General features: G+C 70.2%; 5 protein-coding genes. All 5 read left to right on the top strand.

Features of this window, described 5'->3' with window-relative positions; translation table 11 throughout:
• Positions 1-101 precede the first annotated feature (101 nt).
• The 5 genes from treZ (at position 102) to glgB (ending at position 16,096) form a co-directional block, all read left to right on the top strand.
• On the top strand, positions 102-1,907 hold the full coding sequence (treZ, locus tag AKJ13_RS24070) for a malto-oligosyltrehalose trehalohydrolase (protein WP_050735672.1): 1,806 nt from the start codon (positions 102-104) through the stop codon (positions 1,905-1,907).
• Entirely contained in the window at positions 1,904-6,811 is a 4,908-nt protein-coding gene (locus AKJ13_RS24065; RefSeq protein WP_050735643.1) for a malto-oligosyltrehalose synthase, read from the top strand. Before treZ ends, AKJ13_RS24065 begins: the two co-directional genes overlap by 4 nt.
• Positions 6,812-7,003: 192 nt before the next feature.
• Positions 7,004-10,390 (top strand): maltotransferase domain-containing protein, encoded by a 3,387-nt coding sequence (locus AKJ13_RS24060; protein ID WP_050735671.1) that lies wholly within the window; start codon positions 7,004-7,006, stop codon positions 10,388-10,390.
• 145 nt (positions 10,391-10,535) lie between these two features.
• On the top strand, positions 10,536-13,814 hold the full coding sequence (treS, locus tag AKJ13_RS24055) for a maltose alpha-D-glucosyltransferase (RefSeq protein WP_050735642.1): 3,279 nt from the start codon (positions 10,536-10,538) through the stop codon (positions 13,812-13,814).
• On the top strand, positions 13,811-16,096 hold the full coding sequence (gene glgB, locus AKJ13_RS24050; RefSeq protein WP_050735641.1) for a 1,4-alpha-glucan branching protein GlgB: 2,286 nt from the start codon (positions 13,811-13,813) through the stop codon (positions 16,094-16,096). The genes treS and glgB overlap by 4 nt, the downstream gene beginning before the upstream one ends.
• The last annotated feature ends 56 nt before the right edge of the window (positions 16,097-16,152 follow it).

The raw sequence follows: 16,152 nt of genomic DNA, 5'->3' as shown, positions 1-16,152 counted from the left end.
GCTGCGGGAACCGGATCGTGCCCGGGGCCTTCTCCCACGACAATGATCCCTGCCGCGCTTGCCCTTCGGTGCGCACGGCCAACGACGAGGACCGTGGCCCGATGCGGCGCGCCCACAGCATGGATTTCGGAGCCGAGATGGTGGGGGGTGGCGTGCGCTTCGCCCTCTGGGCGCCGACCACACAGAGCGTCGAACTCGTCGTCGACGGCATCGACCACCCGTTGCCCGAGTCGGGCGGCGGCTGGCGGCGCACCGCCCTGCCCGGGGTGAAGCCGGGGGCCCGCTACGGCTTCCGGATCGACGGCGACCTCGTCGTGCCGGACCCGGCCTCGCGCTTCCAGCCGGACGACGTCTCGGGCCTCAGCGAGGTGGTGGATCCGCGCGCCTTCGCGTGGTCGGACGAGGCCTGGACCGGGCGCCCGTTCGAGGAGGCGGTGATCTACGAGTGCCATGTCGGCACCGCGACCCCGGAGGGCACCTATGCCGGTCTGCAGGCGCGCCTGCCCGACCTCAAGGCGCTCGGCGTCACCGCCATCGAGCTGCTGCCGCTCGCCGATTTCAAGGGCTCGCGCAACTGGGGCTATGACGGGGTCCTGCCCTACGCCCCGGACGGCGCCTATGGCCGCCCGGACGACCTCAAGCGCCTGATCGACGCCGCCCACGGGCTCGGCCTGATGGTCTATCTCGACGCGGTCTACAACCATTTCGGCCCGGCCGGGAATTACCTCCACGCCTACGCCAAGACCTTCTTCACCGAGCGCCACCAGACGCCGTGGGGCGCGGGCATCAATTTCGACGGCAAGGAGAGCGGCGCCACCGTGCGGCAGTTCTTCATCCAGAACACCCTGTACTGGCTGGAGGAATACCATTTCGACGGTCTGCGCTTCGACGCCGTCCACGCGATCCTCGACGATTCGCCCCGCCACTTCCTGGCTGAGCTCGGCGAGACGGTCCGGCGGCGCTTCCCGGACCGCGAGATCCACCTGATGCTGGAGAATGAGGCCAACCAGGCCCGCTGGCTGGAGCGCGACGCCGCCGGCAAGCCGAAGATGCACGACGCGCAATGGGCCGACGACCTGCACCATTGCTGGCACGTGCTGCTCACCGGTGAGGATGCCGGTTATTATCAAAGCTTTGCCGACAAACCAATCGAGCGCCTGGCCCGCTGCCTGGCGGAGGGTTTCGCCTATCAAGGCGAGCCGTTCTCGACCCTCGGCAACCATCCGCGCGGCGAGCCCTCGGCGCATCTGCCGCCCTCGGCCTTCGTGACCTTCCTGCAGAACCACGACCAGGTCGGCAACCGGGCGCTGGGCGAGCGCCTCAATCATCTGGCCGATCCCAGGAAACTCGATCTCGCCCGGGCCGGCTTCCTGCTGGCGCCGCAGATCCCGATGCTCTGGATGGGCGAGGAATGGTCGGCCTCGACGCCGTTCCTGTTCTTCGTCGACTTCGCCCCGGACGAGGAGTTGAACAAGGCGGTGCGTGACGGTCGGCGCCGGGAGTTCAAAAGCTTCGCGGCGTTTGCCGACGACACGTCGAAGATCCCGGACCCGACCGAGCGCGAGACTTTCGAGGCCTCGAAGCTCGACTGGTCCGAGCGGGCACGCTCGCCGCACCGGGAGGTCCTGGCCGAGACGACGCGCCTGCTCGGGTTGCGCCGGGACGTGGTCGTGCCGCTCGCGAAATCCGGCTACCTGGGCGCCGCCGCCACCCTGCCGCGGGCCGACGTGGTCGATTGCACCTGGCAGTTCGGCGCCGGCACCCTTCGGTTCATCGCCAATGTCGGGGACGCGCCCTTCGCGCTGGATCCGGGCGGCGCCCGGGTGGTCTGGACCAACGCCCCCGATACGGCCGGACGGGACCTGCCGTCCTGGACCGGCCTGTTCCTGACGGAGCCCCGCTCGTGAGCCCCCTGGAAAAACTCGCCGACCTCGTCGGCGTCGCCGCCGGTTATACCGACGCTTTCGGCCAGCCCGTCGAGACCTCCCTGGAGGTGCGGCGCGGCCTGCTCGCGGCGCTCGGTTTCGCGGTCGAGGACGAGGCCGGCGTGGCCAAGAGCCTCGCCCAGGTCGAGGCCCTGCGCTGCGGCTTGGTCCCGCCGCTCCTGCCCGTGGAGGCGCGGCGCAGCGCCCGGGTGCCGGTCCGCGTCCAGGACGGCACCCCGCACACCCTGGTCTGGCGGCTCGTGGACGAGCGCGGCGCGGCCCGCGAGGGCCGGGCCAACCTGCAGGGGGCCGAACCGGGCTTCGAGCTGCCGCCGCTGACCCCGGGCTACCACCGCCTCACCGTCCAGGCCGGCCGGATCCGCGCCGAATCCTGGGTGATCGCCGCGCCGCAGCGCTGCTGGCGCCCGCGTCCCTACACGGAGGAGGGCGCCTCCGACTGGGGCATGGCCGCGCAGCTCTACGGCCTGCGCTCGGCCACCAATATCGGCATCGGCACCTACGCGGATGCCGGCGAGGCCGCCCGCGAGGCAGCCCTGCGCGGGGCGGCCTTTCTGGGCTTGAGCCCGGTCCACGCCCTGTTCGGCTCCGACCGGACCAAGATCTCGCCCTACTCGCCGTCCTCGCGGCTGTTCCTCGAGACCCTGTTCATCGCGCCGCGCAGCCTGCCGGGGCTCGCCGGCTCCCGGGCCGAGGCGCTGCTCGCCGAGCGCGCCGACGCGATCACCGCCCTGCGCGAGGCCGCCCTCGTCGACCATCAGGGCGTGGCCGACGTGCTCGACCCGGTGCTGCGCGCCCTCTGGCTGGAATCCCCGGCCCGGGCCGGCACCGACGCCGCGTTCGAGCGCTTCCGCCAGGAGGGCGGCCCGGATCTCGCCGCGCATGCGGTGTTCGAGGCGCTCTCCGAGCATTTCCGGCAGCAGGGCGCCCATTGGCTCGGCGACTGGCCCGAGGAATACCGCCGCGCCGGCACGGATGCGGTCATGGCCTTCGCGGCCGAGAAGGCCGAGGCGGTGGGCTACCAGGCCTGGCTGCAATACCTCGCCGACCGCCAGCTCGCCGCGGCCTCGGCGGCGGCTCTGGGCGCCGGCATGCGGGTCGGGCTCTACCGCGACCTCGCGGTGGGCGCCGACCGGGGCGGCTCCGAGATCTGGTCGCATCCCGAGCGCTTCGCCGACCGGGTCTCGATCGGCGCGCCACCGGACCTCTTGGCCCCCAAGGGCCAGAACTGGGGCCTGCCGGCCTTCGACCCGCTGGAGATGGAGCGCGACGGTCTCGCGGCGTTCCGGGCCCTGGTTCAGGCCAACATGCGCCATGCCGGCGCGATCCGGATCGACCACGCCTTCCAGCTCGCCCGGCTGTTCCTGATCCCGCTGGGGGCCGGCGCCCATGCCGGCGCCTACGTGATGATGCCGTTCGAGCCGATGCTGGCGGTGCTGCGGCTGGAGAGCCACCGCAACAAGTGCCTGGTCATCGCCGAGGATCTCGGCACCGCGCCCGAGGGCTTCTCCGACGCCCTGATGCGGGCCGGCGTGCTGAGCTACCGGATCCTGGCCTTTGAGCGGGAAGGGGACGGACGGTTCAAGGCCCCCTCCACCTATCCGCGCGACGCGCTCACCGCCATCACCACCCACGACCTGCCGACCTTCGTCGGCTGGTGGCGCGGGGTCGACACCGACACCCGCCAGTCGCTGGGCCTCTACGATCACGAGCGCGCCGAGGCCGAGCGCAACGAGCGGGTGGTCGAGCGTCGCCGCCTCACCGAGGCGCTGGCCGCCGAGCAGCTCCTGCCCTCGGCCGAGCCGCCCGAGGCCGCGCCGTTCGAGGCGGCCGCCCGCTACCTCGCCCGCGCCCCCTCGATGCTGACCGCCGTGCAGTACGAGGACGTGGTCTCCGAGCTCGCCCAGGCCAACGTGCCGGGCTCGACCGAGGGCTACCCGAACTGGCGGCGCAAGCTCGACCGGGACCTCGTCGACATCGCCGCCCCCGGCGGACCGCTGGCCAAGCTCGCGGCCTCGCTCTCGGCCGAGTCGCGGGGACCGCGCTCAGGCTCCGCCCGGCTGGCGGCGCCGCCGCCGCAATCGACCTACCGGCTGCAGTTCCACAAGGACTTCACCTTCGCGGACGCGGAGCGGATCGTCCCGTATCTCAAGAAGCTCGGGATCAGCCACGTCTACGCCTCGCCGCTCCAGAAGGCGCGACCCGGCTCGACCCACGGCTACGACATCGTCGATCACGGCGCGATCAACCCGGAGCTCGGCGGCGAGGAGGGCTTCGTCAAGCTCTCCGACACCCTGCACGGGCACGGGCTGAAGCTTCTGCTGGACATCGTGCCCAACCACATGGGCGTCGGCGGCTCCGACAACCCCTGGTGGCTCTCGGTGCTCGAATGGGGGTCACTGTCGCCCTTCGCGGACGCCTTCGACATCGACTGGCAGCGTCTTGGCGCCGGCCGCAACCTAGTGATCCCGTTCCTGGGCGACCGCTACGGCGAGGCCCTGGAGAAGGGCACGCTGGAGCTGAAGTTCGACCCCGAGGCCGGCGCCTTCAGCGTCTGGCACTACGAGCACCAGCTGCCGATCCGGCCCCTGAGCTACCCGACCATCCTCAACCGGGTGATCGCCGCGATCGGGGCCGTGGACGACGACACCACCGCGGAGCTGCTCGCCATCTCCGAGCGGCTGCGGGCCATGTCGATCGACACCGACGAGACCCGCCGCCAGAGCTTCCCCGAGGAGGCCGAGGGGCTCAAGCGCCGGCTCGCCGAGATCTACGGCGTGTCGCCGCTGATCCAGGAGGCCACGGCCAGCACCCTGGCGCTGCTCAACGGCTTCAAGGGCCGCCCGGACAGTTTCGGGCCGCTGCACCGGCTGCTGGAGGCCCAGGCCTACCGGCTGGCCCATTGGCGGGTCGCCTCGAGCGACATCAACTACCGCCGGTTCTTCGACGTGAACTCGCTCGCGGGCCTGCGCGTGGAGCTGTCCGACATCTTCCACCGCTCGCACGAGACCGTGTTCCGGCATATCCGGGAGGGCCGGATCGACGGGTTGCGTATCGACCATATCGACGGGCTGGCCGACCCGCTGGGCTACGCGCGCGCGCTCCAGGCGGCGGTCGGGCCGGGCTTCTACGTCGTCGTCGAAAAGATCCTGGAGCCCGGCGAGCGGCTGCGACCCTGGCCGGTGGCCGGGACCACGGGCTACGACGTGCTCAACCAGCTCGACGGCATCCTGGTGGACAAGGAGCGCCAGGGGAAGGTCCGGCGGCTCTACGAATGGGCCTCGGGCGTCGACGAGCCCTACGGGTTCCAGCTGCGTGCCGCCAAAGCCGAGATCCTCGAGATCAGCTTCGCCAGCGAACTCGAGGTGCTGACCTCCGACCTCAAGGAGGTGGCCGATGCCGACCGGCGCACCCGCGACTTCACCGTCAATGCCCTGCGCCGGGCCCTGATCGAGATCATCGCCCGCTTCCCGACCTATCGCAGCTACCTGCCGCCGGAGCTGGAGGAGGGTGAGGTCGAGCCGGAGGACGTGCGGCTGATCGAGGGCGCGGTCGCCAAGGCCAAGCGCTGGTCGGGCCTGCCCGACCGCTCGGTGCACGATTTCGCCGCCGACGTGCTGCTCGGTCGGATCGAGACCACGGGGGCGGGGCGCCCGGACCCGCGGGTGGTCCTGCGCTTCCGCCGCCGGTTCCAGCAGCTCACCGGCCCGGTCATGGCCAAGAGCCTGGAGGACACGCTGTTCTACCGGTATGCCTGCCTGCTCGGCCTCAACGAGGTCGGCGGCGATCCCGGCGAGTACGGCATCGACGCGGAGCATTTCCACGACCTGCAGATCGCCCGCGCCCGGGACTGGCCGAACGCCATGATCACCACGGCGACCCACGACACCAAGCGCGGCGAGGATGCCCGGACCCGGCTGCTCGCCCTCTCCGAGATCCCGGAGGGCTGGGCCGGTGCCTGGGACCTGTGGCAGCGGACCGCCGGGCCGCACCTCGCCCGGATCGACGGCGAGCCGGCCCCCGACGCCAACGACCAGTGGATGTTCTTCCAGGCGATCCTCGGCGCCTGGCCGCTGGAGCTTTTGGAGCAGGATGAGACGGCCGCGATCGAGGATTTTCGCGACCGGCTGATCGCCTATGGCGAGAAGGCCATGCGCGAGGGCAAGCGCCGCTCGAGCTGGGTCAATGTCGACGAGGTCTACGAGGGCGCGACGAAGAAGCTGTTCTCGGCGCTGATCGCCCCGGGCTCGGACTTCCTGCGGGAACTCCGGCCCTTCGCCCGGCGGCTCGCCCATCTCGGCATGCTCGCGGGGCTCGGCCGGACGGTCCTGAAATGCACCCTGCCGGGCCTGCCCGACACCTACCAGGGCACGGAGATCTGGGACTTCTCGTTCGTCGATCCCGACAACCGCCGCCCGGTGGATTACCCGGCCCTCGAGCGGATGCTCGAACGGGGCGGCGCGCCGGCCGAGCTGCTGGCGCACTGGACGGACGGGCGGGTCAAGCAGGCGACGCTGGCGCGGCTGCTCGCCGAGCGGGCCGAGCGCCCGGGCTTCTACGCCAGTGCGGCCTACGAGCCGGTGGAGGCGAGGGGCGCGCGGGCGGCCCACGTGATCGCCTATCGGCGGACCGATCCCGGCGAGGAGGGCGGCGACCTGTTCGTGGCGGTGCCGCGGCTGTTCGCCGGCATCGTCGGCGAGGCAATCTGGTCGGGCGAGGCCTTCGCCGGCACCCGGGTCGATCTCGGGGCGGGTACAAGCTGGCGCGACATCGTCTCGGGCCGCACCGTCGAGGGCGCCGGGGAGGGCGTCGATCTCGGAGAACTCCTGCGCGACCTGCCCTACGTGGTCCTGCGGCGCGCGTCCTAGGGCGCGGCCGACGCGGCGCTGTCACGCCGCGTCGGCTAGAAGACGGGCCGCCGCCGGAACGGAGGCGGGTCCGAGCGATTGTGCGGAGCGGTGCGGGCCGTTCCGCCGCCTCGACCGGTGCCGCCCTGCAGCTGCAGGCACGCGCCTGCGGTTCGGGCGTTACGAGACATGGATTGGGAGCCAGAGGCCAGCATGAACGCACCGACCACCGCCGCCGCCGCGACGACCGGAGCCGAAGCCGTCCTGCCGGCCTCCCTGGCGCCCCGCGCCGAGGGACCGCGGATCTACAACCTGTTCCCGCTCCTGGTCGGGCGCGTCTCGGACTGGACGGCCGAGCTGCCGCGGATCGCGAGCCTCGGCTTCGACTGGATCTACCTGAACCCGTTCCACCAGACCGGCGGCTCGAAGAGCCTCTACGCGGTGGCCGATCCCGAGCGGCTCGACGAGCGGTTCCGGGACCAGGACGGCACGCCGGACGACGAGCAGATCCGCCGCTTCTGCGCCGCCGCCAAGGCTGCCGGCCTCTCGGTGATGACCGACCTCGTGATCAATCACACCGCCGACAACGCCCGGCTGGCCGCGGAGCGGCCCGACCTGTTCATGAAGGAGCCCGACGGCTCGATCATGCACCCGGCCGCCGTGGATCCGGACGATCCCGCGATCCGCACGGTCTGGGGCGATCTCGCCGAACTCGACTATCACACGCCCGCCGCCCGGGACGAGCTGACCCGGATCTGGGGCGCCTACGTCGCCCGGCTCCAGGCGCTCGGCGTCGCGGGCTTCCGGTGCGACGCCGCCTACAAGGTCCCGCCCGAGACCTGGCGCGTCCTGATCGGTGAGGCCAAGGGCCGCGATCCCGCTTGCCTGTTCGCCGCCGAGACCCTGGGCTGCACCTTCGAGGAGGCGAAGGCCACCGCCGGCGCCGGCTTCGACTACCTGTTCAACTCCTTCGCCTGGTGGGACCTGAAGAAACCCTGGGCGCTGGAGCAGTACGAGCGCCTGCGGGTGCTGGCACCCTCGATCGCCTTCCCGGAAAACCACGACATGAAGCGGCTGGCCGCCGGAATCAGCGGCGGCCCCGAGGCGGTGGCGCGGCACCTGCGCAACCGCTACGCGCTCGCCGCTTTCTTCTCGGCCGGCGTGCTGATGCCGATCGGCTACGAATGGGGCTACCGGCGGGCGCTGCATGTGGTCGAGACCACCCCGCGCGACCGCGAGAACGACACCGGCATCGACATCTCCGCCTCGATCCGGGCAATCAACGCCCTGCGCGCCGAGCTGCCGGCCGCCAATGTCGAGGGTGCGCAGCTGCGCATCTCGGCCCCCGACAGCGACCTCGTGGCGCTCGCCCGCTTCGACACCGGCCATCCGGCCTCGGCGCGGCACGCACTGATCGTGCTCTACAACCCCTCGGACAAGCCGGTGCCGGTGGATGCCGGCACGCTCATCGCCCGGACCGGCGGGATGCTCGGCGCCTTCGTAGACCGGACCCCCGAGGCCGAGCCGATCGCCTTCCATCCCGGCAGCGCCATCGACCTGCTGCCGGGCGAGCTGCGCATCCTGAATGCGAGCGCCGCCCAGGTCGCCCAGCTGCCCGAGCGCAGCGCGCCGGACGGCGAGGGGAGGGTGGTGATCGAGGCCGTGAGCCCGGAGATCGACGGCGGCCGCTCGGCGGTGAAGCGCATCGTCGGCGAATCCCTGCGGGTCGAGGCCGACATCTTCTCCGACGGCCACGAGGTGCTCGACGCCGCGATCCTGTCGCGGGTCGCCGGCACCGAGGCGTGGCGCGAGGACCCGATGGTCTTCGTCGACAACGACCGCTGGGCCGGGCAATTCCCCCTGGAGCGCAACGCCCGCTACGAGTTCACCCTGATCGCCTGGCGCGACCCGTTCTCCTCCTGGGTGCGCGACACCCTGAAGAAACGCGCCGCCGGCGTCGACATCCGCCTGGAGACGATCGAGGGCGTCACCCTGGTCGAGACCGCGGCGTCCCTCGCCCGCAGCCGCGCCGCCGGGCGCGACGCGGAGCGGCTGGCCGCTCTGGTCGCCGCTCTGGCCGCGGAGGAGACCGGCTCGGCCGCCCAGCTCGAGCGGATCCTCCAGCCCGAGGCCGCGAGCCTCGTGCGCCGGAACGCCGAGCGGGTGAATCTCAGCCGCTATCCGGTGGTCCTGCCGGTGATCGCCGACCGCCTCGCGGCCCGGTTCTCCGCCTGGTACGAGATCTTCCCGCGCTCGCAATCGATGGACGTGAACCGCCACGGCACCTTCGACGACGTCATCAAGCGCCTGCCCGAGATCCGCGAGCTCGGCTTCGACGTGCTCTACTTCACGCCGATCCACCCGGTGGGCCGGACCAACCGCAAGGGCAAGAACAACACCCTGAAGGCCGAGCCCGGGGATGTCGGCTCGGTCTACGCGGTCGGCGCGGAGGAGGGCGGCCACGAGGCCGTGCATCCCGAGCTCGGGACGCTGGAGGATTTCGAGCGGCTGGTGGCGGCGAGCCACGCCTACGGCATGGAGATCGCCATCGACTTCGCGATCCAGTGCTCGCCGGACCATCCCTGGATCAAGAACCACCCGGAATGGTTCGAGTGGCGCCCCGACGGGACGCTCCGCTTCGCCGAGAACCCGCCCAAGAAGTACGAGGACATCTCGAACGTCCACTTCTACGGGGGCGCCCTGCCCTCGCTCTGGATCGAGCTGCGCGACATCCTGCTCGGCTGGTGCGCCCGGGGCGTGCGCATCTTCCGGGTCGACAACCCGCACACCAAGCCGATCCCGTTCTGGGAATGGGTGATCGCCGAGGTCAACGGCCGCTATCCCGACGCGCTGTTCCTGGCCGAGGCCTTCACCCGGCCGAAGATGATGAAGAAGCTCGCCAAGGCCGGCTACCAGCAGAGCTACACCTACTTCACCTGGCGCAACACCAAGCAGGAGCTGACCGAGTACGCCCTGGAGCTCGCCGGCGAGATGGGCGAGTACTACCGCCCGAATTTCTTTGCGAATACCCCCGACATCAACCCGTATTTCCTCCAGACCAGCGGGCGGGCGGGCTTCGTGATCCGGGGTACGCTCGCCGCCACCCTCTCGTCGGTCTACGGCATCTACAACGGCTTCGAACTGTGCGAGGCGGCTCCCTACCCGGGCAAGGAGGAGTATCTCAACTCCGAGAAGTACGAGCTGAAGGCCTGGGACTACGACCGGCCCGGCAACATCCGCGAGCACATCGTCAAGCTGAACACGATCCGCCGCGAGAACCCCGCCCTCTGGGACTTCCGCAACGTGGTCTTCACCGGCGCCTCCAACGACCAGATCATCGCCTACGCCAAGGCGACGCCGGAGCGCGACAATTGCGTGTTCACCATGGTCAACCTCGATCCCAAGAACCGCCAGGAATGCACCTACGAGGTACCGCTCTGGCTGTTCGGCCTGCCGGATGACGGCGCCGTGGAGGTGGAGGACCTGCTCCAGGGTTACACGTTCGAGCTGCGGGGCAAGTCCCACCGCATCGCGCTCGATCCGGCCGAGCGATCCTGTATCATCTGGCGTCTTCGGGCGCCGCGGCGGGTTGCGGGCTGAGCCCACCCATGGCACCTGACCATGCGTCTGATCCCGACGACGGGCCCGCCCGTCGCCGACCATTGCGCCGCGCGGCCGACCGCCCGCGCCCCGGCCGGTTCCGACCGCCGGTCCCAGTAAATTCGACCGATGAGGCAGCGACGCGATGATCGATCGCAGCGACCCGCAATGGTACCGTGACGCCATCATCTACCAGATCCACGTCAAGTCGTTCTTCGACTCGAACGACGACGGGATCGGCGATTTCGAAGGGCTGACCCGGCGGCTCGATTACGTCCGCGACCTCGGGGTCACGGCGATCTGGCTGATGCCGTTCTATCCCTCGCCCCTGCGCGACGACGGCTACGACATCGCCGATTACGAGGGCATCAACCCGTCCTACGGGACCATGGAGGACTTCAAGGCCTTCGTGGAGGCGGCGCACGCGCGCGGCCTGCGGGTGATCACCGAGCTCGTGATCAACCACACCAGCGACCAGCATCCCTGGTTCCAGGCGGCCCGCGAAGCGCCCCCCGGCTCGCCCGAGCGCGACTTCTACGTCTGGTCGGACACAGACGAGCCGTACAAGGACACGCGGATCATCTTCCTCGACACCGAGGCCTCGAACTGGACCTGGGACCCGGTCGCCAAGCAGTATTTCTGGCACCGGTTCTACAGCCACCAGCCGGACCTGAACTTCGACAACCCGAAGGTGCTGGAAGCGGTCATCGCGACGATGCGGTACTGGCTCGACATGGGCGTCGACGGCCTGCGGCTCGACGCGATCCCCTACCTGATCGAGCGCGACGGCACGAACTGCGAGAACCTCCGGGAGACCCACGACGTCATCAAGGCGATCCGGGCCGCGCTCGACGCCAGCTATCCCGACCGGATGCTGCTGGCCGAGGCCAACCAGTGGCCCGAGGAGACCGCGCAGTATTTCGGCGACGGCGACGAATGCCACATGGCGTTCCACTTCCCGCTGATGCCGCGGATGTACATGGCGATCGCCCGGGAGGACCGGCACCCGATCACCGACATCATGCGCCAGACCCCGGAGATCCCCGAGGGCTGCCAGTGGGCGATTTTTTTGCGGAATCACGACGAGCTGACCTTGGAAATGGTCACCGCCGAGGAGCGTGACTACCTCTGGTCGTTCTACGCCGCCGAACGCCGGGCCCGGATCAACCTCGGCATCCGCCGCCGCCTCGCGCCGCTGCTGGAGAACGACCGGCGCAAGATCGAGCTGATGAAGTCCCTCGTCCTGTCGATGCCTGGCACGCCGGTGCTCTATTACGGCGACGAGATCGGCATGGGCGACAACATCTATCTCGGCGACCGCGACGGCGTGCGCACGCCGATGCAATGGAGCCCCGACCGCAACGGCGGCTTCTCCCGGGCGAACCCGCAGCGGCTGTTCCTGCCGGCGATCCAGGACCCGATCTACGGCTTCGACGCGATCAACGTCGAGGCGCAGACCCAGGCGCAGACGAGCCTGCTGAACTGGACGCGGCGGATGATCGCGATCCGCAACAACAGCGTCGCCCTGGGGCGGGGCACGATCCAGTTCCTGTATCCCTCGAACCGCAAGGTCCTGGCCTGGATCCGCGAGCACGAGGACGAGCGGATCCTGTGCGTCGCCAACCTGTCGCGCGCGCCGCAGGCGGTGCAGCTCGACCTGTCGGAGCTGCGCACCGCGGTGCCGATCGAGCTGACCGGCGGCACCGAGTTCCCGCCGATCGGCGACCTGCCCTACCTGCTGACCCTGCCGTCCTACGGCTTCTACTGGTTCTCCCTGAGCGCGGCCCGCTCGGGCGCGATCGGCCCGCAGCAGGAGCAGCCCGAGCTGTTCACCCTGGTGCTGACCGGCGGCATCGAGAGCCTGATGTCGGGCCGCGAGCGCGTCGCCTTCGAGCGCACCGTGGTGCCGCCGTTCCTGTCGAGCCGGCGCTGGTTCGGCGCCAAGGGTTCACGGATCCGGTCCGTGAAGGTGATCGACTGCGCCGCCCTCAAGGACGGGAACGGCAGCGCGCGCTTCCTGCTGCCGCGGCTGCAGGTGCAGCTCGCCAACGGCGAGAGCCACGAATATTTCATGCCCGTGGGCGTCGAGGAGGGCCGGGAGGACGAGACGCTCCTGCCCTTCGCGGTGGCGCGGGTGCGCCGCGGCCCGCGGACCGGCCTGCTCTACGGGGCGGCCGGCTCCAACGACTTCGCCGCCTGCCTGATCGAGGACATGCGCCGGGGCACCGAATTGCCCACGGAGAGCGGGCGGCTGGTCTTTTCCACCACCTCGGCCTTCGATGCCGGCGTCACGGTCGACACCGCCGACATCCGCCGGCTCTCGGCCGAGCAGAGCAACACCTCGATCGCCATCGGCTCGAAAATGATGCTCAAGCTGCTGCGGCGCCTGCAGCCGGGCACGCATCCCGAGATCGAGGTCGGGCGCTTCCTCACCGAGACCGCGGGCTTCGCCAACACCCCGGCGCTGCTCGGCACCCTGGAGCACGTCGCCGAGGACGGCACGCGGACGGCCCTCGCGGTCCTGCAGAAATTCGTCCTCAACCAGGGCGACGCCTGGACCCTGATGCTCGAGGGCCTGCGCCGGGACTTCGAGACCGTGGTGCTCACCCCCGAGAGCGAGGCTGCCAGCCCCGAAGAGGCGTTCCAGGCCCATGGCCCCTGGGCGGACCTGCTCGGCCGGCGCACCGCCGAGATGCACGCCGCCTTCGCCATGGAGACGGACGACCCGGCCTTCGCGGCCGAGCCCTTCGCCGAGGACGACCTGGTGGTGCTCGCCCGGGATGCGCGCCACCAGGCCGAGCGGGCCTTCCGGGCGCTGAAAGGTCTCGCCGAGCGCGGCCTGGATACCGGCAAGCCCGCCTGCACGGCGCTGATGCAGCGGCGCGCCGAGGTCGAGGCGCTGATCGAACAGCTCAGCGCCGAGCCGCCGCGCGGGGCCCACAAGATCCGGATCCACGGCGACTATCACCTCGGTCAGGTGCTGGTCTCCGAGAGCGACCTGATCATCGTCGACTTCGAGGGCGAGCCCTCGCGTCCGGCCGACGAGCGGCGGGCGAAGTCGATGCCGCTGCGCGACGTCGCCGGCCTGATGCGCTCCTTCGCGTACGGGGCCGAGACGGTGGTCCGCGAGATCGCCATCCGGTTCGGTGATTCCGAGGAGCGGGCGCGGGACGCCGCCACGGCGTGGCGGGGCATGATCGAGGCGGCGTTCCTGGCCGGCTACGAGGCGGCCGTGGCGGGGACGCGGGCGGCCGTGACCGACCCGGACACGCGGGCGCGGCTGCTGCGCCTCTGCCTGCTGACCAAGGCGCTCTACGAAGTCGATTACGAGGCCAACAACCGGCCGGACTGGATCGAAATCCCCGCACGGGGGGTTCTCACCATTCTGGACACGGACGGACACGAGCCCGGGGAAACCGAATGACGGCGATCGACGAGACCTTCGCACCGCGGATCGACCCGGAAGCGGCGAGCGCGCGGAACGCGGATGTCCCGCATTCCGGGGCTGCCTCGGCGCCGCCGAGCGTCCATCCGGACGCGATCGCGGCGCTGATGAGCGCCAACCACGGCGACCCGTTCTCGGTGCTCGGCCCCCACCGGGTCGGCCCGGACTTCTGGGAGGTCCGGGCCGTCCTGCCCGAGGCCCGCGCCGCCGCCCTGGTGATGGGCGACCGCACCGTGCCGTTCGAGAAGCGGCACCCGGATGGGTTCTACGTCGCCCGGGTCGAGGGCGAGGGCCGGCCGCTCTACGAGATCGAGGTCGAGTTCTGGGACGGGACCAAGAAGCGGCGCTACGACCCCTACGGCTTCGGCTCCTCGATCGAGCAGTATGACGTCGCGACCCTGCGCGAGGTCGGCACCAACCTGGTCTACCGGATGCTCGGCGCCCAGTCGGGCCAGCTCGACGGCATCGACGGCTTCCGCTTCGCCGTGTGGGCGCCCAATGCCCGCAAGGTCAGCGTGGTCGGCGACTTCAACGACTGGGACGGACGGCGCCACCCGATGCGCCTGTGGCAGGATGGCGGGATCTGGGAATTGTTCGTGCCCGGCCTCAAGGCTGGCGCCTGCTACAAGTTCGAGATCCGCGGCCCCGACGGCGCCCTGATCCCGCTCAAGGCCGACCCGGTCGCCTTCGCGGCGCAGCACCCGCCGGAGACCGCCTCGATCACCCACGGGACGGGTGAGTTCGCCTGGCGCGATTCCGGCTGGATGAAGACCCGGGGCGCCAAGGATCCGCGCCACGCCGCGATCTCGATCTACGAAGTCCATCTCGGCTCCTGGGCGCGGGTGCCCGAGGAGGGCAACCGCTACCTCACCTACAAGGAGCTGGGCGAAAGGCTGATCCCCTACGTCAAGGATATGGGCTTCACCCATATCGAGATGCTGCCGATCACCGAGTTCCCGTTCGACGGGTCCTGGGGCTACCAGCCGGTCTCGCTGTTCGCGCCGACCAGCCGCTTCGGCACGCCCGAGGATTTCGCCGCCTTCGTGGACGCCGCCCACGAGGCCGGCATCGGCGTGATGCTCGACTGGGTGCCCGGCCACTTCCCGCTCGACGCGCACGGGCTCGGCCTGTTCGACGGCACGCATCTCTACGAGCATGCCGACCCGCGCCAGGGCTTCCACCAGGATTGGGGCACCTACATCTACAATTTCGGCCGGACCGAGGTCGCGACCTTCCTGGCCGCCAACGCCCGGTTCTGGCTGGAGCACTACCACCTCGACGGCCTGCGGGTGGATGCCGTGGCGTCGATGCTCTACCTCGACTATTCGCGCCGGCAGGGCGAGTGGATCCCGAACCGCTACGGCGGCAACGAGAACCTCGACGCCATCGACTTCCTGCGCAAGACCAACGAGGCGACCTACAGCCACGCCCCGGGCACGATCACGGTGGCCGAGGAATCGACCTCCTGGCCGGGGGTCTCGCACCCGACCTACACGGGCGGCCTTGGCTTCGGCTTCAAGTGGAACATGGGCTGGATGCACGACACGTTGAAATACGTGTCGGAGGATCCGATCCACCGCCGCTACCACCACCACAACCTGACCTTCGGGCTGCTCTACGCCTTCTCGGAGAATTTCATCCTTCCGCTCTCCCACGACGAGGTCGTGCACGGGAAGGGCTCGCTGCTCGGCAAGATGCCGGGCGACCGCTGGCAGAAATTCGCGAACCTGCGCGCCTATTTCGGCTTCATGTGGGGCCATCCCGGCAAGAAGCTGCTGTTCATGGGCGGCGAGTTCGGCCAGGAGCGGGAGTGGAACCACGACAACAGCCTGGACTGGCACCTGCTCGACGATCCCCTGCACAAGGGCGTCAAGGACGTGGTCCGGGACCTCAACCGGCTCTACGTCTCGACCCCGGCCCTCTACGCCCGGGACGTCGAGCATACTGGGTTCCAGTGGCTGGTAGCCGACGACCAGGACAACAGCGTCATCGCCTGGGCTCGCAAGGGCGCCAATCCCGGCGAGGTCGCGATCGTGGTGTCGAACTTCACCCCGATTCCCCGGGAGGGCTACCGCGTCGGCGTGCCGGAGGCGGGCTTCTACCGCGAGGCGTTCAACTCGGACGCGGCGGTCTATGGCGGCTCGAATCTCGGCAACAATGGCGGCCGCCACACCGACGGGGCGGCAAGCCACGGCCAGGCCCAGTCCCTGTCGCTGACCCTGCCGCCGCTCGCGACGATGATCTTCGTGCTGGAGCGATAGGGGCTCGTCCCCGAAGGTCACGGATCCGAAAGGTCCGTGACCTTTTGCGGGTCCAA

This window comes from Methylobacterium sp. ARG-1 (assembly GCF_001262595.1).
Lineage (GTDB): Bacteria > Pseudomonadota > Alphaproteobacteria > Rhizobiales > Beijerinckiaceae > Methylobacterium > Methylobacterium brachiatum.
This window is presented reverse-complemented; position numbering and strand designations above follow the sequence as displayed.